Source organism: Clostridium sp. ZBS2 (assembly GCF_023845855.1).
Lineage (GTDB): Bacteria > Bacillota > Clostridia > Clostridiales > Clostridiaceae > Clostridium > Clostridium aquiflavi.
In genome coordinates this window covers 124,750-145,171 of record NZ_JAMQIF010000021.1, presented here as the reverse complement: position 1 = coordinate 145,171, position 20,422 = coordinate 124,750, and the positions used below count along the sequence as shown (strand labels likewise).

The following is a 20,422-nucleotide window of genomic DNA, read 5'->3' as shown; positions in this document are numbered from 1 at the left end:
GTCTAATGCAAATATATTATTCTATTGCTAAAATATGATAATATATAAGTATATATAATAAATTTGGGAAAAAATATTAGGAGGATGAACATGGGGGAGAAAATTAATAAAAAGAGAATTATATCACTATTTGTAGCACTAACGTGTATTTTTTCTTTATTACCAACATCATTTGGTGTAAAAGAAGTACAAGCTGCTACTGCAAAAGCGGATGGTGGACCAACCCTAGACATTAGTGCACCAGAATATGCATTAACTGTTACAGGTACAAAACTTGATGGTAATACTATTGACACAGGAGTAAAAGTTGATAGTACTAAAACAATTTATAACACTCAAGGTAGATTTAAAGAATTTCAAATAAATTTACCAAAGTATAAACAAGAGAATATTACTAATAACTCACAAGAAAATGCTTCAGAAAGAATAGACACTGAAACAATTACTAATATTGATAGAACAATAGATATTGACTCAATTAATAAAATTTTGAAAGACCAATTAAATGATATTGATGTTGAGTTAGAGAAAACTCAAAATAAATCAACTTCTAATGAAGTTACTAATGGTATTACAGTAAGAAATGTACCACTAGGAACTAATGAAGTTAATTATAAGATAACAGAAAAAACTACTATAACTGTTAAAGAAACAATATATACTATTAAATACGATGAAAATGGTAAAAAATACTATGAAGAAAAAGAAAAAAAGGATCCTGTTGTAACAGTAGATTCAATAGATAGTAAATCAACTCCAATAACTATTGAACATGCTGAAAATTATGCTCAAGGCAAGATAAAAAAAATTGATTTCGAAAGTTATGTAGGTTCAAGAGATACTTATAATCCAGAAACTGATAAAAATAAAGTACCTTTTTTATATACTAAAGAGCTTTTAACAACTGATACTGAAAGCTTTTTTACTTATGAACATATAGTAAATGACCAAATTCAAAACTTAGATTATATAATAAATTTTGAGGAATCATTTAATTTAAATGGTGCTAATGTATGGATGGATGGACAAAAACAAGACAAGATAACAAGTGATAATAATAATTTAAAAGGATCATTAAAAAAGACAGATTCTAAAATAATGGTAATTAAAATGCCTAATGAAGAGAGTTTAGGTAAAAATTATTCTATTAAGTTAAAGTTTACAGATGAAAATTCTAATAACGATTATACATTAAGAAAATTAGATATAGAAAATAAATATAATAATGACACTATAACTGATGCTACTAGCTATATTGGAAAAAAATTTAAAGATGTTAGCATACCAGGACAACCTAAAAGATATGAGGGAAATATTTATTTAGATGAAAGTGCTGGAAAAGTCAAAATGACTCCTAGCTTTGGTAAGAATGAGGGGTATGTAGTAAAACTGAGTAATCATTACTTAGATGAATATGGAAAAGTAAAAATAAAACAACAAGATTTTGATAAATTTGTATCGTTTAATGATAGTACTAGTGATAAACCAAATGCAAATGTTCTTTATGTAGATGTTTATGAAGGATCTGACTCATCAGATCAATTAGGAGCATTATTAGCAACTTATGAATTAACAGTTGTATTGAAAGGCAAACAATCTTCGTTTGATTTTGAATTCGGAAATATTACTTTAAAAGAAGCTAATGGTGGAAATAAAGAAATAAACTTTAACTCATCAATTCATAAATATGATTTATATGTAACAGATCCATCACAAAAGATAAGAATTACATATAAAGATGGATTAGAAAAAACAGTAGCAAGAGTTAAAGTAAATGGAATTGAGGAATCTATTCAAAGGTATGGAAGCTCTGAATTTGATTTGAGTAATTCAGGTGGAAAGCAGTTAACTATTACTGTTTACAAAGATGGAGATTTAGCATCAGACAAGTATATATTTAATATACAAGGTGATTCAGATGATGGTGGTGAAGAAATACCAAGTGCTCAAAATGCATATTTAAGTTACTTAAATTTCAATACTGGAGAGTTAAAGAAAGAAAATGGAACTTCAGGATTTTCAAGAGAAACTTTAAATTATGATTTAGTAGTTAAACCAGATACAAAAGTTGTGGATGTTACAGCAATAGTTGATGAGCCTAAGGCAAATATAACTGAAGCAAAAGTTGTTGAAACAGGTGAAATTTATAATTTGACATCAGGTACTAAAAGTCAAATTCCTTTACAGGAAAGTGGAATTACAACTTTACAAATAGTTGTTACTGCTGAAAATGGTAAGGATAAAAAGATGTATACTGTAGTCATTAAACACGATGGAAGAAGTAATAATGCTGACTTAAAAGATATAGAACTTAATACAGGTGATTATGAATTTAATTCTAAACATGATACATTTAAGGCACGTGTTGATCAAGATGTAAAATCTGTTAAAGTTAAACCGATACCTGTAGATGAAAATTATTCGAGCATTACTGTAGATGGAGAAAAATTTACAGGAAGTCCAATATCAATAAGTCTTAAAGGTCAATGGAAAACAGAAGTTGATATAGTTGTAGTAGCTGAAGATAAAAGTACAAAGAAGACCTATGAATTAACTATATATAGAACCAATGATCCTTTAGATGACATCAAAGATCCAGATGATGACGACGACGATGATGATGATGATGACAAAAATGACGCATACTATGATGAAAGCAATAAAATTTGGATTGATATGAGCAAGTATGAAGAATGGGGAAAAGTAAAAGGAAAATACATTTACTTTGACAAAAGAGGAAGACAAGTTAAAGATGCTTGGGTAAAGGTTGACGGTAATTGGTTTTATGTTAACAAATCAGGATATAGAGACACTGGTTGGATAAAACAAACTGATGGTAGATGGTACTATCTTGATAATAACGGAAGAATGATAACAGGTTGGTTTTATGACAAAGAAAGAGGAAACCAATATTACTTTAATCCAAATGGAGCAATGCAAGTAGGTTGGTTATACTTAGGCGGGAATTGGTACTATTTTGAATCAGGTGGTAGAATGCTTCAGAATGAAAAAGCATATATAGATGATGGTTGGTATTCATTCTCTAACTTTGGAATAATGTATTAGAAGTAATTTACCTATTGCATATATCAACACACATTTAAAACAGAGCCAATAATTTAAAAGGTGTTTATTAAGCAGTAAATAATTTTATGTGAATATAAAGTTATTTACTGCTTTTTATATAAAAATTATATAATTTAAGAATATTTAAAGCCAAATAAAGTATTGTAAAATTTTATCGATAAATTAAATAGAGAAAATAAGGGGGATAATTATGGAAATAAATAATAGAATATATAATGGATATATGGAAAATGCAAATATTAATCAAAGGAAAAATATTGATAATAATACTCATAAAGACACTATAAAAAATGTTTATAATAATGCTGATAAATTAGAATTATCTAAAGATGTGAGAATAGCTGCTAGTAGAAGTAGGGCTATAATGGGACCTCAATTAGATAAGGGGACAGCTAGCAATACTACTATTTATGTGGATAAGTCAACATTTATGCAAATATCAAGCTATACAACCAATAATTCTGAGTGTCAGTGGGAGGAGCTTGGTGTAGATGGTGAAAAAAGATGGGTTGTAGTAAATGGGCAAAGATTTGAATGTCCGTTAAGTAAAGAAGAAAAAGAAGCTATAAAAAGAGCATCAAAAACTATGCTTGATTATCTAATAGAAGCCGACAAGGAAAAAGAAGAAAAGGAAGAGAAAAAAGAAAATATAGATTTTAAATTTAATGGCGATGGAAGCATATCTATAGGTGATGAATCTTTATTAAGTAGTAATCCAAAGTTAAGTGGATTATTAAAAAATGATAAGGTAATGAATATGTTAAAAGATATTGCTAAATTAAATGGTGGTAGTTTATCTATGCATATTTAATTATATACTTTAATGAGAAATAGAATACATAGTAAGTAAATTTTGTAATAAGTATAAGATTTAAGTATGTATTCTATTTCTTTTTATATGAAATGAGAGGAAAATTATAATATATACTATGCAAAAGTATATATTAATGTTATTGGATATGTTTACAAATTGTAATATAATTAGAATATAAATTAATTGCTTTCTCTGAATGTAGTGTTTATATTGTAAAGTGATTATTATAGTAGAAAATTATGATTCTATAGTGATAATAAAATTTAATTTAAATCTAATTTATAATATAAAAAGCTATATGTTAAAGATAATATTAATTTATATACTAACGAAAATTTGGGGGGAAGAGAATTGATTGAGTTAAGGTATAAAAATACTGAAGAACAATGGGTGGATTTTTCTATTTATAAAATGACTAGCCAAAGTAATAAGGATAGATTGGCTACTTTAAGAAGAAATTTGTTTTTGGGAATAGGTCTTTTTATAGGTGTGCTGTATTGCGTTTTAGGAATTCAAGAATATAGTAAAGGAGAAAGTCCAATATTTTCTATTGTATTAGGTGTAATTTTTGCTGGTACAGGAATATTTGGATATTTTAAATTACCTACATACTGGATTAAAAGAGCAAAGAAAAATTTTAAGGACTTATTTAAGAAAAATGAAAAATCTTTGGGAAGAACTATAGAAGTATTTTTGGAAAAAGACGGGTTGATAATTAATAGAAATAAGGAAAAGACGAAACTTTTATTAAATAACATTACAGATGTTACGGAGATAAATAATTGTTTGTATGTAATTTCAAATGATAATCCTGGAATAGTTATTCCTAATGATGCATTTGAAAATGCAGATGATAAGATGAATTTTAAAAATACTATAATGAGTAATGTAAAATAGTTAACCCTGTCCTACGTTTGGAAAGGGTGCATGTCTAACAAAATCCATAGGCAATTTTGTTCTATTGGTATTAGAGTTTAATAAAAATTAATATAATATTTTAAAGCTATATTTTAAGTTGCAATTTAACTTAAAATATAGCTTATTTTTTGGAAATTCTATGAAGTATAGTAGGATTAAATTATTTAATAACAAATTTTGTTGAATATATTTACATTTTTAATAAAGTATAATATAATTTATTATAGTTCATATTATGAACAAAAATTTTGGGCGGAAATTTTAAACTGGAAAGCAGAGAGATGTTAAAAAAGCATAAGCCTAAAAATTAAAATTTTGGATAATATAATTTAGATACATATAAATAAAATATTCATATAGTTTAAATGTGTAGAGTGTAAATCAAAGGGGGAAGTTATATGTTAGAAGATAGATTGGAAATATTAAAAATATTAAACAATAATTTTAATATTAATCAAAGAGAGTTATCAAAAAGAACAAATATTTCATTAGGAAAAGTAAATTCAATTTTAAAGGAATTTACTCTTGATGGAACTATAGAGAGAATTATAAATAATAGGGGAATTTTATATAGAGTAACTGAAAAGGGAATGAAGATATTAGAAGAAAATCTTGCTTCAGCTAAAAATACTAGGTTGAAAATCCATGAAGAAGATAATAAACCTGTCAAAGAAGCTGTAATTCTTGCTGCTGGAAGAGCAAAGGACTTTGGAAAACCTGTTGGAATGCTTGAAATTCAAGATTTTAAGTTAATAGATAGAACTTTAAACATACTTAAAGAAAATGGAATTAATAAAATTACTATAATAACAGGTTATGAAAGTAATTATTATGATGAGTATTTTAAATCAAATAAAAATATAACTTTAGTTAAGAGCGATAAATATAAATGGACGGGAACTATGTATTCATTATCTCTGGCTAGAGAGTATGTTAAAGAGGATTTCTTATTAATAGAAAATGATTTAATTTTTGAAAAAAGAGCAATTAAAGAGCTTGTAGAAAGTAAAAGCAGAGACTGTATTCTTCTTACTAATGAAAGTGGATCAGGAGATGAGGCTTTTGTTGAAATAAGAGATAATCATCTATTTAAAATGTCTAAAGACATACATCAATTTAATAGAATAGATGGTGAAATGATAGGCATAACTAAGGTGTCTCATAAATTATATCAAATGATGCTTGAAGAATTTAAAGATAATATAAATCCATATTTAAATTATGAATATGTGTTATTAGATGTTGCTAGAGATTATAATATTGGTTTTGTTAAAATAGATGATCTTGCTTGGGGAGATGCTGACACTAAAAAAGAATATGAAAATATTTTGAATCATCTTTATCCAACTATAAGAAGACGTGAACTTAATTATGAAATTAACACTGTAAAGACCATAGTTAGAGAAGCTATGAAAGTATCCGAAGATGATATAAGTGAAGTTGTATCTGCTGGAGGAATGACTAATAAAAATTATAGAATTTGTGTTAAAGGAAAAAGATATATATTAAGAATTGCTGGTATTGGAACTGAAAGTATGATAAGTAGAAAGAATGAAATGTTTAATTCTTCAATTGCTTCTGAGAGAGGATATAATGTTGAAACTCCATATTTTAATGTTGAAACTGGAATAAAAATATCTACTTTTATAGAAAATGCAGAAACTTTAACTCCAAGAAGTGTTAAAAAGGAAGAGAATCTAAAACAAGTTACTAGAATATTAAGAAATTTACATGAGGATAATGAGTTCCCAATGAAAAATGAGTTTAATGTATTTAGAGAACTTGAAAAATACGAAGATATTTTAAAAAATTCCCATGGAGAATTCTTTGATGATTATGATGAAGTAAGAGAAAGATTTATGAAATTAGAACAGATTTTAAAAGAGTTAGATAGAGTATTTGTTCCATCTCATAATGATTTAGTATCAGAAAATTTAGTGAAGGATACGGAAGGTAGAATTTACTTAATAGATTGGGAATATAGCGGCATAAATGATGACATGTGGGACTTAGCAGCTCTTTCTTTAGAAAATAGTTTTTCAGAAGATGATATAGAATTAATGTTTAGACTTTATTTCAATGGTGAGGCAGATGAAAATTCAAGAAAAAGATTATTAATTCATCAAATAAGCCAAGATTTATTATGGGCTGTATGGACATTAATTAAAGAAAATGAAGGCGATGATTTTGGTACTTATGGAATAGATAGATACAATAGAGTAAAAGAAAATTTAAATAAATTAGAAGCTGAATTTTAGGAATGTAACTCTGTTTTACAGTATAGCGCTGATATATGTATAAACAAAGCTGGTCGGAGTAATTTGACTTAGGAATACTAAAATGAGTAGAGTCCCATTTCAGCTTGCTCCAAATATAATTTTTGACAAGCAATAAATGTGATTATTAAAAGGAAACTCGACTTCGCTGAGTAAGTTCGAAAATCCAAATGTAAAATTTGGTTTCTCACTTAAGAATTCTCAAAGTCCAATTACAATGCCATTTTGTTTATTACATATATCAACATATATACAAAGTAGAGACAGAATTAATTTTAATAACCATGTTTAAATGTATAGTAATATTTTAGTATAAAGATCATGGACAGAGGAATTTGATTTAAGAATTCTAAAAATAAAATTCCAACGCCACTGCGCCTTTATACTAAAATATTAACATTCATAAAAACAAAGCGTTAAAATATGTATAAACAAAGCTGGATGGAGTAATTTGATTTAAGGAGAGAAAAACATATGAGAGCAATATTAGTAGCTGCTGGGATGGGAACTAGACTTAGACCGCTTACAAATACAATACCAAAGTCTTTAGTGGAGGTTAATGGAATTTCGTTACTTGAAAGACAAATAATAAATTTAAAAGAGATAGGAATAGATGAAATTGTAGTTTTAACTGGATATTTACATGAAAAGTTTGATAATTTAGTTAAGAAATATAACTTAATTAAGATAATTAATGATAAATATGATGTTTATAATAATATTTATACAATGTATTTAGCAAGAGAATATCTTCATGATGCTTTTGTTATTGATGCGGATAATTATATCAATAAAAACTTTTTACCAAATAGTAAACCTAAGCACTCAGAGTATTATTCTGCTTGTAAGGAAAATATTGTGGGTGAATGGATACTAAAGTATGATGAAAGTGATAAATTATATAGAGTTGATATAGGTAAAGATGGAAATGAACCGGACTATATAATGTCAGGAGCGTCTTATTGGAGTGAAAAAGATGGAAAAATTATAGCAGAAAAAATCGCTCAAAAGGTAGAACAAGAAGAATTTAAAGATTTATATTGGGATGATATAGTTGTAGAAAATCTTAATAATTTAGATATTTATGTTAACAAAATAGGATGTAATGATATTTTTGAAATAGATTCCCTTGAAGATTTAGAGTACTTAAAAAATAAACTTAGTATAAAATAGACTTAATTGACAACTTCTTTAGTTAGTGTAAAATATAGTAGAAGTAAAATAATCCATTTAGCGATTATAGGAGGACTACATAGATGTCAAAATCAATATCGAAAAATGCATTGTTTAAAGGATCATTAAATTTATTTAATATTGTATTACCAATATTAGTTGGTCCTGTAATAACAAGAACTTTAGGTGAAGATTTATATGGATATATTTCATATGCAGAATCACTAACAGGATGGTTTTTAATATTTGCTTGTTTTGGAATTTCTCAATATGGACTGAGAGAAATAAGTAAAGTTAGGGATGATGAAGAAAGGCTTCAACAAACATTTACGAGTTTATTTTTATTTACTCTATTTACTAATATACTAGTTTCTTCAATATATATGATTTTTATATATACAGTAGGAAGAGGTAGACCTGATTTTTATACTTGTATGATTTTAGGTTTTAATCTTGTTTTTAATCTTTTTTATGTTGAATGGATTAATGAAGCATTAGAGAATTATGATTTCATAGCTATAAAGACTATGATTGTTAGAATAATATATTCTTTACTAGTTATTTTTTGTATAAGAAATATTAATGATTTTGAATTATATTTATACTTAGTTATAGGTTTTAATTTCTTAAACAATATATTAAGTTTTGTATACATAAAGAAAAGAGTGAAATTTAATTTTAAAAATTTACATTTTAAAAGACACATTAAGCCAATGTTTTTTGTTGTTATCTTATCTAATGTAAATATTTTATATACTCAATTAGATAAATTAATGATGGGTAGTGGAGCAGTAGGTGCAGGAACTAGGGATGTTGGATATTATAGTTTAGCCCAAAAGATAATGACAATAATTAATACATTAATGCTTACTATTATTCAAGTAACTATGCCTAGACTTTCAAATTATTTAGGTAATGATTCCAAGGAAGAGTATATGTCTCTTTTAAAAAGAATTATAAAGATATATTTTATGTTTTTATTCCCAGCATCTATTGGCATGATATGTCTTTCAAAAGAGATAATACTTATGTATGCAGGACCTAAATTTATAGCAGCAGCACCTGTAATGTTTATATTTTCAATTTACATGTTAACTATTGGGGTTGAAGGAATAATATCTAATCAAATGATATACCTTAATGGAAGAGAAAAAGATGATGTTAAATTAGTATTAATTGGTGGGGTTTTAAATGTTATATTAAATATAGGCTTAGCTATAACAGGTAAATTTACACCTACAAATGCAATTATAACAACTCTTATTGCAAATTTAATTGTTATAGTACTTGAATATAGATTTGTAAGAAAAGTTATTAAAATAGATATAAATTTATTCGCATTTGAAAATGTTAAGTACTTTTATTATTCATTACTATTTATTCCACTAATATTTTTAATTAAGCATTTTATAAATAGTGTATTTTTAATTTCAGCAGTATCAGTGTTAGCATGTGGAATAGTATATGTAGGAATTTTATTTATAACTAAAGACGAAGTATTTTTACAACTTACAAATACTTTACTTAGAAAATTTAAAAGATAATGAATTAAGAGTATTTAAAACAGAGTCTTAAATTAAAAGTTGATTATAGAAAATCTAAAAGCGTGAAATTTTATTTTTGAAATTTCACGCTTTTTTAGTTCTATCAGTAAGCAATGTTACATAAGTTATTAATAAGTAAATAAAAGAATATGTAGTAATTCAAAAGCTAAAAAAGAGGGGGATTCTTATATGGTTAGGAGAATTATAAAAAGAAGCTTATTAGTACTTATGGCTACACTTTGTTTAAATGTTGTAATCGTTAATACAGATTTAAAGGTATATGCAACAACAATAGAATCAAGTGACTCAACAGATAATTTAAATTTATTAAGTTGTGAAAAACTCATAAAGGTATCTGAAGAGGAAAATGTGTACAAGACAAGTATATATAATAATGTTGAAAGAGCTGTAATTAATTATGAATTTTTAAATGAACTTAATATAGATAATATTGAAATAGATATATTAAATCCAAATAAAAATGAGAAATTTGCAAATTGTGTTTTAGATAGAAAAAATATGGTTATACTTATAGATAATCTTCAAATTGGCTTAACTAAAGTGATTATAAAAGATAAGACAAATGAAAAAGAAATTTGTAAATTATATATAGATTATAATAAAAATTATAATGACAATGATGAAGTAGGATGGGTTAAAAGTTTAGGTGAGTGGTATTTTATAGACCCATCTACAAGAGATAAAAAAACTTATTGGTTACTTCATAATGGTCATTGGTATTACTTAGGGAAAGATGGAGTTATGAAAAATGGATGGATTTTAGATAGTGACAAATGGTATTACTTAAATTCAAGTGGTATTATGGAAAGTGGGCTTATAAAAGATGAAAGTGGAAATGTATATTATTTAAATGAAGACGGATCTTTAAGAGTGTAATTTAAATTTGACATAATATAATTATTTTAATAATTATTTAATTAAATATATTTTATGTTTTAAAAGGAATATTAAATACAAAACAATTTAAATGACATAATGTATAAAAGAGTAAAGCTATTAGTAACTTTACTCTTTTTTTGTGTAAGAAATTAGGAGACTTTAAAATCTTAAAGTTTATGGCTTTTAACCATAGCATCAACTCTCTACTTCTAATTAATAAGATTTAATATTTACACAAAAAATATATTTATGAACATATTGCTTTGAACAATGAACAATGATAATATTAATTTGTTCATAAAATGAACGAAGGCTTTGAGCAATATTTAGATAAATTAAAGAAAATAATATTTAATATATTGAGTAACAGCAATAAAAGGGGGACTTTAAAATGAATTTTAATAATAATTATAAAAAAGGAGTAGGGTGTGGAATTATTTCAGCTATATCATGGGGGGCTGATACAGTTCTTATGGGATTTATATTAGCAATGACACCATTTATAAAAACTGAGCAAGCTATAATACTTGCCCCTATAATAACAGCCTTTTTACATGATAGTTTTTCTGCGATATGGACATTTATATATCTTGGATTAAGAAAAAAATTAGGTGATTTTTTTAGTGCGGTTAAAACTAAAAGTGCTTTATGGGTTGCTCTTGCAGCATTGCTTGGAGGTCCAATTGGCATGAGTGGATATTTACTATCAGTAAAGTACATAGGACCATCTTATACAGCTATTATATCTTCATTATATCCAGCGATTGGAGCAGTACTTGCTACTATAATTCTAAAAGAAAAAATTAATAAAAGTGCATGGATTGGTTTAGTAGCAGCTATATTAGGAGTTTCTATACTAGGCTATACATCTACAACAAGTGCTGCTAATCCTATAGGTTTTATATTTGCAATAATTTGTGCATTGGGTTGGGGTAGTGAATGTGTAGTATGTGCCTATGGAATGAAAGGTGATGAAGTAACGTCAGAATTTGCTTTGCAAATAAGACAGTTTACGTCAGCTGTTGTATATGGATTAATTATTGTTCCAATAGTAGGAGGTATAGGACTTAGCTTTAATATCTTTAAATATAGTGCCATATTTTGGATTGCAGGAACGGCATTAGCAGCTACGGTATCATATTTATTTTACTACACAGCAATATATAAAATTGGAGCAACAAGGGCAATGGGAGTAAATATAACATATGTTGTTTGGGCAATTGTATTTGATACCATATTCTTAGGAAATAAAATAAATGAACTAACTATTTTAAGCAGTATTTTAGTTATAATAGGAGTTTACTTTATTGCAAAAGAGCCAGAACAAGAAGTTGAAGAAATAGAACTTGCAAAAGCAAAATAAAAATTTAAGCATTAATTAAATCTTTAGGTAAATCAATTATTATAAATTTACCTAAAGATTTTATTTTTTTGGAAGGATATTTTTTTATTAAATTTAATTAAAATAAACTATACATGGTACTATAAAGTTAGGTATTATATTTATAGTAGATATTTATCGAAATAAAAAGAAAAACATTGTAAGAATTATTGAGGTGGAGTGATGGATATAAAAAAGAAATCTATTATTTTTGCAGTATTATTAGCGATAATTCCTGTTTTAATTACTATGAATATATATATTACAAAATTTACTCAGCGGTCTATTGAATTAATTAAAGAAAATGTAATAATAGCAGCAAGAGATCAATCAACTCATTTGCAAGATTTTTTTGATCAAAGATTAATTAATCTTAATGTTATTTCCAATATGCCAATAACTCATGATTTTCTAGATGATTTCAATAATAATATATTAGATAAATCTGAGGAAATGAAATTTAGAAAAGAAATTATATTTGATATTTTAAACTTAAGGCAGCAGGAACAACCATATTTAGTTAAAACATCATTAATTAGCAAAGATAATACAATAATAGCATCAAGTGACAGTGATAGTATTGGTAATAAAGCTGTTTTTGATAAAAACGATATAATAAAATTTAATAATAAAGAAACTGTTATTACAGATATTATAGAAAATGAGAAATTTAATAATGGAGAAAAAAGTGCAATTATAGCAATACCAGTATTTTTCCATGATGAGTATCAAGGTGTTATAGAAAGTGTTATTAATATGCAGTACTTTGAAAAAGTTGTTAAGGAGGTACGCTTTTTTAATACTGGTAAAATTGCAGTTATGGATAGCAAAGGAACTGTAGCTGCAACTATAAGTGATTGCTTAGATGAAGATATATATAATATAGATAGACCTAATACTTTAGAAGAAGCATGGAAAAATATAGACTTTAAAAATAATTCAAGTGGATTAATTGAATATAGCATTGATGAAATTGAAAAAATAGGTTATTTTTATAAAATACCTAATTCTAATTGGGTAGTTTTGAGTGGAGTTGAGTGGTCAGAGTTTAAGGACCCTCTTAATGAAAGTATTAATATTATGTTTTTTATATCTATAATAATTTCAGCAGTTGTAGCTATAACATATATTCTTATTATTAATTTCTTCTCTAAACCTATTTATGGATTATTAAATTCAATAAGAGAAATAAAAAAAGGAAACTATAAAAGTAGATTTATATATAATGTAAAAGATGAATTTGGAGAAATATCTCAAGCATTTAACGAATTAATGGATGAAATTTTAAAGAATAAGATGCAACTTAAATTAAGTGAAGAAAGTTATAGAGTTATAATGGAGCAAACTGATGATATTATTTTTCAGTGGGATATTAATAATGATATAATAAGTTACTCTGATAATTGGAATCACAAATTTGATTATGAGCCTATTATTGAAGGCCAGGATTTAAATACATTAAATATTATTTATGAAGATGATAGAGAAAAGTTTAATGGGATAATCGATGAAATAAAAGATACCAATGAATATAGAGAATGTAAAGTTAGATTAAGAAAAAATGATAGTGAATATATATGGTGTAAATTTAGAATTAATATAATTCTAGATGAAAATGATACGCCAATAAAAGTTATAGGTGTAATAACAGATATTGACCATGAAAAAAGAGAAAACGAAAAATTATTGTTTAAAGCAGAAAGAGATAGTTTAACTGAAATTTACAATAAAATAACTGCTCAAAATATGATTGAAGAGTATATAAATGAAAGCTCTAAAGAGGATAAACATGCATTGTTTATTATAGATGTTGATGATTTTAAATCTATAAATGATAATTTAGGACATTTAACTGGTGATTACGTTTTAAAAGATATTTCAACTAAAATAACAGATATATTTAGTGAAAATTCAATAATAGGAAGAATAGGTGGAGATGAATTTATTGTATTTTTAAAAGATATTGAATCAGAGGAGTTTGTTTGTCAAAAAGCTGATGAATTAGTTAGCGGATTTAGAGAAAGTTATACTGGAAAAGATGGTGTATACAAGGTATCAGGAAGTATTGGGATTTCTATATATCCAAAGGGTGGTAAGAATTTTGAAGAACTATTTTTAAGTGCAGATAATGCTCTTTATTATGCTAAAAAACAAGGAAAAGATACATATTACATAGTTAAATCAACATAAAAGAGCTATAATTAAAAAAGCATAAGGAGGTAGCAGTAATGATAAAATTAATAGTGTCTGATATGGATGGAACACTTTTAAATAGTGAACATAAGATATCAAAAGAAAACTTAGAAGCAATAAATGGTGATGTATAATAAAAATCATTAATATTTAAAATAGAGAGTATATGAAAATGTAAACTAGAATTTTAGTTTGCATTTTTTTGTTGCGTAAAATTTTTATTATAAAAAATAACAGGAAAAAATGTAAAAAATTAGAATGAACATATTGTGTTGAACATTGAACAATGGTAATATATAGTTGTTCATAAAATGAACAAAGGAAATGGTATTAATAAGGGGGATAAGTAAATGAAAAGTATATTAAAGAGAGGGTTTGGAATTGGATTAGCTTTAATGATTTCTGTGGGATTAATCTCTTGTAATGAAGGGAAAAGCAAAGAAACTTTAAGCAGAAATGGAAAAATTCAAGTTGAATATTGGTATGGTCTTGGAGGAAAGCTTGGGAAAAACATGGACAATATAATAAATGATTTTAATAATTCTCAAGATAAGTATGAGGTTAAAGGAGTTTCACAGGAGGATTATGATACGACTTTTAAAAATTTACAAGCAGCTATTGCAGCTAAAAAAACGCCAGCACTTGTAATTTTAGAACCAGATAAAGCTTCAATTTTAAATAATAAAGGTGTACTTGAAAATGTAGGTAATTATACAACAACAGATAGTGATTTTAATAGTGATAATTACATAAAATCATTTTGGGATTCATGCAAAAAGGATAATAAACTATACGCTTTTCCTATGTTTGGAACAACACAAGTTTTATATTATAACAAAAAGGCGTTTGAGGATGCAGGCATATCTAAAGATTCATTAAATACTTGGAGTAAAATTGCTGAAGCAAGTAAAAAAGTAATTAAAAAGGATAGTGATGAAGTTAAGTTTTATGGTTGGGAGCCTATGTGGGGAGCTGACAATTTAATTGATGCATCATTAAGTAATGGTGGAAGTATTTTAAGTGAAGATGGAAGTAATGTATTAATAAATTCACCTGAATGGGTAGAAGTTTGGGATAATTTTAGAATGTGGATACATGATGATAAAATCATGAAAGTTAATTCAAGTGGACAAGGATGGGAATACTGGTATTCAACAATTGATGATGTTATGCAAGATAAAGCAGGGGGATATACAGGGTCATCAGGAGATCAAGGTGATTTAGATTTTGAAAAGCTAGGTGCTATTGAACAACCTGCATTTAAAGATGGAAAAGAAGCAAAACCAATTGCAGAAGCAAGACTTTTAGTTATTCCAAGTATAGCTAATGAAGAGGCTAAAAAAGGAGCTTATGAATTTATTAAATACTTTACAAGTGCATCAGTTAATGCAAAATGGTCAATAGCTTCAGGGTATATTCCTGTTAATAAAGCGGCATGTAATACTGATACATTTAAGGAATATGTGGAAAAAAATCCGCAAGCACTTATTCCAATAAAACAAGCGTTACATGCAAGTAAATCTTTTATTGACCCAACTAATGGAAAAATATATGATGCTTTAAAAGTTGCAGCAGATAAAGTTGAATTAGAAAATGTATCAGCACAAGAAGCTTTAGATGAAGCCCAAAAATTAGCACAATCAGAATTAGATAAAACTTTAAAAAAGTAATAAAACTTTAACCTATGTTCTAAATATGTGTTGATATATGCAATGCCACGTTGCCTATTGCATATATCAACACTTTGCCAAAACATAGCATGAAATTAAAGTCTTATAATATATCAACAGAACGTTTACAAAAATGGTGGAAAAGTATTTACTACTGTGGATAAGTTTTGGAATTTTAACAACTATTTTAATAGAGTGTTGATATTGTAAGTTTGCTTATTAAATAGATAGAGATGTATTCAATAGAAATCCAAATTTTATTTAAGGGGTTATGGAGAGCGTTATGAAGAAGTCTAATATTAAAAAGTTTGATCAAATTTTTACTATACTTATATTTGTATTGCCGGCTATTATTCCACTTATGATATTTTGGATAGTTCCAATTTTTAAATCACTGTTTATAAGTTTTACAGATTGGGATTATATAAGTGCTGAATATAGTATTGTTGGATTGAAAAATTATAAACAGTTATTTTCTAACAAATTATTTTATGAGGCGTTAAAAAATACAGTGATATTTACAGTGGGAACATTACTTCCAACAATAGTTGGTGGATTAAGTTTAGCATTATTGCTAAGAACAAAGTTTAAATCTTCAGCAATATATAAGGTTATAATATTTTCTCCATGGATTACACCTACAGTTGCAATTTCTATTGTATGGAGTTGGATATTTGAACCTGACTATGGATTTGCAAATTATATATTAACTTTGTTAAATTTACCTAAATTACAATGGTTGCAAAGTTCAAATACTGCTATGATTGGAGTAATTATCGTTACTGTTTGGAAAAGTATTGGATGGGCTATGGTTTTTTATTTAACTGCACTAGAGAAAATACCTAAAGATTTATATGAATCAGCTTCAATTGATGGGGCTGATTCATTAAATAAATTTAAGAGTATAACATTACCTTTAATTTCACCTACTACATTTTTTCTTAGTGTAATAACAATGATAAATTCTTTGCAGGCATATGATCAAATTCAGGTTTTGACTCAGGGAGGACCATCTGGAAGTACTAGAACATTATTATACATGTATTATCAATGTGCATTTGAAAATTTCAATATGGGAGAAGCTACTGCAATAGCAACAGTAATTTTGGCTATAACTTGCATACTTTCATTAATTCAATTTGTTGTTTCAAAAAAATGGGTACATTATTAATTACTTAAAGGGTGGCACAGCTACTTTGTTCTGTAGGGGGTAAATTGTGTATGGTAGAAAGAAAATTATATAGAGATAATGAGGTGTATTTAGAAAACATTAAAAGTAATATTAGTAAAAGAAAAGTAAATTATAAAAAAATAATAGCTAATGTAATAAGATATGCTTTTATTATATTAGCAAGCATAATAGCTTTCTTTCCATTTTTGTGGATGATATCAAGTGCGTTAAAAGTAAAAGATGAAGTGTTTCTTTTTCCACCTAAATTAATGCCTTCTAATCCACAATGGAACAATTTTATAGATGTATTCGAAGAAGCTCAATTTGGACAATATATGTTTAATAGTTTTTTTACTTCTTTTATTGAAGTGGCATTTCAAGTATTTACAGCAGCAATGATAGCATATGCGTTAACTTTGTTAGAGTTTAGAGGTAAAAGGTTACTATTTGGAGTGATAATGGCAATATATATGTTACCATCAGCAGTTACATATGTTCCATGTTATATTTTACTTTCTAATTTAAATTTAATAGATACACTTTCAGGATTGATAGTAAGCAATTTAGTTAGTATATTTGGAATATTTTTATTAAGACAAGCATTTTTACAGGTTAATAAAAGTTTAATAGAGGCTGCAAGAATAGATGGAGCTTCTCATTTTAAGATATTATGGAAGATAGTATTCCCAATAACAAAGCCAACCTTTGTAACTTTGATTTTAATAAATTTTGTTACTTATTATAATGATTATATGTATCCATCTCTAATTTTAAAGAGTCCAGAAAAGTTTTTGATTTCATCAGGACTTAGACAATTTTTTATTGAAGGAGGAGCATATGGAATAAAATGGCCACAAGTTATGGCAGCAAGTACAATAACAATACTTCCATTATTAATATTGTTTGTAATTGCTCAAAAGTGGTTTATGAAAGGCATTGGCGATACAGGTGTGAAAGAATAGCTTTAGAAAGATGTTGATATATGCATAGGTAAAGGTGGGCTGAGTAATTGAACTTAGGANNACTCATTAAGTATTCTCAAAATCCAATTACAATGTCACCTTACCTGTTGCATATATCAACATATACTAAAGTAGATCCTTATAAAAAATTATTTAAAATATCTTAATAATCACCCAGTCCAACTTTAATTATGCATATATCAACACATGCTTTAATTTAATATATTCATTATAGTTTTATAAAGTTTTGGTGTTTTGTTGAATAGTGAGAATAGGATAATCCACTTAAATTCGTGGCTAGGGCTATTGTAGTATTTTTTTGATGTATTCATAGCTTTATTTTTGATTAAGTTTATTGTTTCATGATCATCTGAAATATTATTTATACATCCAAAGTAAAGATCGATGATTGACCACATATACCATTTTAAAGTTTTAGCATATAAGTTTTCATCATTTAATTTATTCATGAATTTTACTTTTTCATCAAAAACATCTAGCATACATAATCTTTTTTTATCAAATTTAGCGTTCATTATACTGTCAGGAGTATTTCTATAGTAGTATAATTTTTTATTTGTATATACTAATTTGTTAGATTCAAATAATAATTTATACATTATAGCCTCATCTTCAAATATTCTCATATTAGGAAATCTTATTTCATTAAATAGTGATTTTTTATAAATTTTATTCCAAAGTACTACTGTTGAAACATACATTTCATTATATAAATTATTTAATGATTCTATATTATTGAAAGATATTATTATTTCTTTATTATCATTTGTAATTTTTTCATCTTCATTTTCTACTTTTATATAATTGCATTGTGAAATATCTGCATTATGTTCTTTTGCTAAATTAAATAGTGTTTCAAACATATTGGGTTCAATCCAATCATCACTATCAACAAAAGCTATAAATTCACCTTGAGCTATATCTAAACCAGAGTTTCTAGCAGTACTAGCACCACCATTTTCTTTATGAATAACTTTTATTCTATTATCATTTAGAGCTAGCTCATCACAAATTTTTCCACTGTTGTCAGGGGAACCATCATCTACTAATATTAATTCAAAGTTTTCTAAAGTTTGATTTAATATACTTGTGATAGAGTTATTTAAGTAATCTTCAGCTTTATATATTGGCATAATAATACTTATTAAAACTTCAGAGTTTTTAATATTGTCATTTAAGTTTTTATAATTTTTAATCATATTTTATTATCTCCATTATTTCTTAAGTATTGATTCTTAAACTATTTTATCATTATATACATTATTATGTTAGTACAAAATTCACTTTTTATTGTTCTTATGTTCTCATTTTGTTGACATAAGTCAATTTTGATAATAACATTAAAATGTATGCTGAAATAGGCATTATATTTTATTCTTTAGGAAATTATAAAAATCTTAAGTACATCGAGAAGGTGGCAAAAATGAGTAATATAGATGATACATCAAAAAAAAATTATCAAAATAAAGATACCGATGAAGAATATGAAAATTTAAGTTTAAAAGATGCTCAAATGTTGATGGTTAGTATTTTAAAAGATGTTGATAAGATATGTGAAAAACATGGATTAAAATACTTTTTAGATGCAGGAACTTTATTAGGAGCAGTTAGACATAAGGGATTTATTCCATGGGATGATGATATGGATATTGGAATGCTTAGAGATGACTATGAAAAGTTTCTTAAAATAGCTAAGGAAGATTTACCTAGCCATTTATTTTTACAAACTTTTGAAAGTGATAAATATTATGATATTTACCAAGTACCTTGTAAAGTTAGATATAATGGCACTGTACTTATTGAAAAAGCAATTGGAGAAAATGAAAAAATGCATAATGGTGTATATATAGATATATTTCCTTATGATAGTTTACCAAAGCATAATTTTATTTATAAAATTCAAAGATCAATAAGTGGAAACATATTAAAAAGTTTCGTTAGATTGAGAGATATCCCAGAAAAATTAACTTTCAAAAATAAAATTACATTTTCTTTTTATAAAATAATAACAAAAATATTTACAGCTAAAAGAAGAAGAAAGTTTTTTGGAGCTTTAGTTAAATGGAATGATAAAAATTCAAAGTACATGGGATATGGCGTTGATACTGCATGGAGCGAATATATTTATAAAAAAGACGATTATTTTGATTTGATTAAATTAGAATTTGAAGGTGAACATTTTTATGGACCTAAAAATGCGGATGCAATTTTGACTGGGCTTTATGGTGATTATATGACATTACCAAAAGAAGAAGAAAGAGTATGGCATGCAAAAGAAATAAAAAAGCTTAAAAGTATTTAAGTAAAAGTAT

Annotated in this window: 14 protein-coding genes and 1 pseudogene; 14 read left to right on the top strand and 1 reads right to left on the bottom strand. The window is 26.3% G+C overall.

Features of this window, described 5'->3' with window-relative positions; genetic code table 11:
* The first annotated feature begins 90 nt into the window (after positions 1-90).
* The 13 genes and pseudogenes from NG918_RS13725 (at position 91) to NG918_RS13665 (ending at position 18,089) form a co-directional block, all read left to right on the top strand.
* Entirely contained in the window at positions 91-3,066 is a 2,976-nt protein-coding gene (locus tag NG918_RS13725) for an N-acetylmuramoyl-L-alanine amidase family protein (protein WP_252211783.1), read from the top strand.
* A 211-nt stretch (positions 3,067-3,277) separates the two neighbouring features.
* The gene (locus NG918_RS13720; RefSeq protein ID WP_252211784.1) at positions 3,278-3,898 is read left to right on the top strand and encodes a hypothetical protein; all 621 of its coding nucleotides are present in this window, start codon (positions 3,278-3,280) and stop codon (positions 3,896-3,898) included.
* Between the two features lie 354 nt (positions 3,899-4,252).
* A complete protein-coding gene (locus NG918_RS13715; RefSeq protein WP_252211785.1) occupies positions 4,253-4,798 on the top strand; it encodes a YcxB family protein in 546 nt (181 codons plus the stop codon).
* A gap of 419 nt (positions 4,799-5,217) precedes the next feature.
* On the top strand, positions 5,218-7,077 hold the full coding sequence (locus tag NG918_RS13710; protein WP_252211786.1) for an NTP transferase domain-containing protein: 1,860 nt from the start codon (positions 5,218-5,220) through the stop codon (positions 7,075-7,077).
* 492 nt (positions 7,078-7,569) lie between these two features.
* Positions 7,570-8,268: a sugar phosphate nucleotidyltransferase gene (locus NG918_RS13705; protein ID WP_252226638.1), complete on the top strand. Its 699-nt coding sequence runs from the start codon at positions 7,570-7,572 to the stop codon at positions 8,266-8,268.
* Positions 8,269-8,351: 83 nt separating this feature from the next.
* Positions 8,352-9,812 (top strand): flippase, encoded by a 1,461-nt coding sequence (locus tag NG918_RS13700; protein WP_252226637.1) that lies wholly within the window; start codon positions 8,352-8,354, stop codon positions 9,810-9,812.
* A gap of 189 nt (positions 9,813-10,001) precedes the next feature.
* Positions 10,002-10,709: an N-acetylmuramoyl-L-alanine amidase family protein gene (locus NG918_RS13695; protein ID WP_252226636.1), complete on the top strand. Its 708-nt coding sequence runs from the start codon at positions 10,002-10,004 to the stop codon at positions 10,707-10,709.
* Positions 10,710-11,103: 394 nt separating this feature from the next.
* The gene (locus tag NG918_RS13690; RefSeq protein ID WP_252226635.1) at positions 11,104-12,075 is read left to right on the top strand and encodes a DMT family transporter; all 972 of its coding nucleotides are present in this window, start codon (positions 11,104-11,106) and stop codon (positions 12,073-12,075) included.
* Positions 12,076-12,276: 201 nt separating this feature from the next.
* Positions 12,277-14,283: a diguanylate cyclase domain-containing protein gene (locus NG918_RS13685; protein ID WP_252226633.1), complete on the top strand. Its 2,007-nt coding sequence runs from the start codon at positions 12,277-12,279 to the stop codon at positions 14,281-14,283.
* A 38-nt stretch (positions 14,284-14,321) separates the two neighbouring features.
* Positions 14,322-14,405, top strand: a pseudogene (locus NG918_RS13680) (HAD family hydrolase); the annotation flags it as partial.
* A gap of 231 nt (positions 14,406-14,636) precedes the next feature.
* Positions 14,637-15,956 carry an ABC transporter substrate-binding protein gene (locus NG918_RS13675; RefSeq protein ID WP_252211792.1) on the top strand — a complete coding sequence of 440 codons (1,320 nt, stop codon included), beginning with the start codon at positions 14,637-14,639 and terminating at the stop codon, positions 15,954-15,956.
* Positions 15,957-16,239: 283 nt separating this feature from the next.
* Positions 16,240-17,127, top strand: coding sequence for a carbohydrate ABC transporter permease (locus NG918_RS13670; protein WP_252211793.1), 888 nt, complete (start codon positions 16,240-16,242; stop codon positions 17,125-17,127).
* A gap of 50 nt (positions 17,128-17,177) precedes the next feature.
* On the top strand, positions 17,178-18,089 hold the full coding sequence (locus tag NG918_RS13665; RefSeq protein WP_252226631.1) for a carbohydrate ABC transporter permease: 912 nt from the start codon (positions 17,178-17,180) through the stop codon (positions 18,087-18,089).
* A 212-nt stretch (positions 18,090-18,301) separates the two neighbouring features.
* Here the strand turns inward: NG918_RS13665 and NG918_RS13660 are convergent, their stop codons facing one another.
* Complete coding sequence (locus tag NG918_RS13660) at positions 18,302-19,309, bottom strand: glycosyltransferase family 2 protein (protein WP_252226630.1); 1,008 nt, start codon at positions 19,307-19,309, stop codon at positions 18,302-18,304.
* Positions 19,310-19,533: 224 nt separating this feature from the next.
* Here NG918_RS13660 and NG918_RS13655 point away from each other — a divergent pair, with 224 nt between their 5' ends.
* The gene (locus NG918_RS13655; protein WP_252226629.1) at positions 19,534-20,412 is read left to right on the top strand and encodes a LicD family protein; all 879 of its coding nucleotides are present in this window, start codon (positions 19,534-19,536) and stop codon (positions 20,410-20,412) included.
* Positions 20,413-20,422: the final 10 nt, after the last annotated feature.

Excerpts from the sequence above, each read along its gene's own strand:
- NG918_RS13665 (WP_252226631.1), top strand. The coding sequence starts at position 17,178 with ATGGTAGAAAGAAAATTATATAGAGATAATGAGGTGTATTTAGAAAAC.
- NG918_RS13725 (WP_252211783.1), top strand. The coding sequence starts at position 91 with ATGGGGGAGAAAATTAATAAAAAGAGAATTATATCACTATTTGTAGCA.
- NG918_RS13660 (WP_252226630.1), bottom strand. The coding sequence starts at position 19,309 with ATGATTAAAAATTATAAAAACTTAAATGACAATATTAAAAACTCTGAA.
- NG918_RS13670 (WP_252211793.1), top strand. The coding sequence starts at position 16,240 with ATGAAGAAGTCTAATATTAAAAAGTTTGATCAAATTTTTACTATACTT.
- NG918_RS13685 (WP_252226633.1), top strand. The coding sequence starts at position 12,277 with ATGGATATAAAAAAGAAATCTATTATTTTTGCAGTATTATTAGCGATA.
- NG918_RS13655 (WP_252226629.1), top strand. The coding sequence starts at position 19,534 with ATGAGTAATATAGATGATACATCAAAAAAAAATTATCAAAATAAAGAT.
- NG918_RS13690 (WP_252226635.1), top strand. The coding sequence starts at position 11,104 with ATGAATTTTAATAATAATTATAAAAAAGGAGTAGGGTGTGGAATTATT.
- NG918_RS13710 (WP_252211786.1), top strand. The coding sequence starts at position 5,218 with ATGTTAGAAGATAGATTGGAAATATTAAAAATATTAAACAATAATTTT.
- NG918_RS13720 (WP_252211784.1), top strand. The coding sequence starts at position 3,278 with ATGGAAATAAATAATAGAATATATAATGGATATATGGAAAATGCAAAT.
- NG918_RS13675 (WP_252211792.1), top strand. The coding sequence starts at position 14,637 with ATGAAAAGTATATTAAAGAGAGGGTTTGGAATTGGATTAGCTTTAATG.
- NG918_RS13705 (WP_252226638.1), top strand. The coding sequence starts at position 7,570 with ATGAGAGCAATATTAGTAGCTGCTGGGATGGGAACTAGACTTAGACCG.
- NG918_RS13695 (WP_252226636.1), top strand. The coding sequence starts at position 10,002 with ATGGTTAGGAGAATTATAAAAAGAAGCTTATTAGTACTTATGGCTACA.
- NG918_RS13700 (WP_252226637.1), top strand. The coding sequence starts at position 8,352 with ATGTCAAAATCAATATCGAAAAATGCATTGTTTAAAGGATCATTAAAT.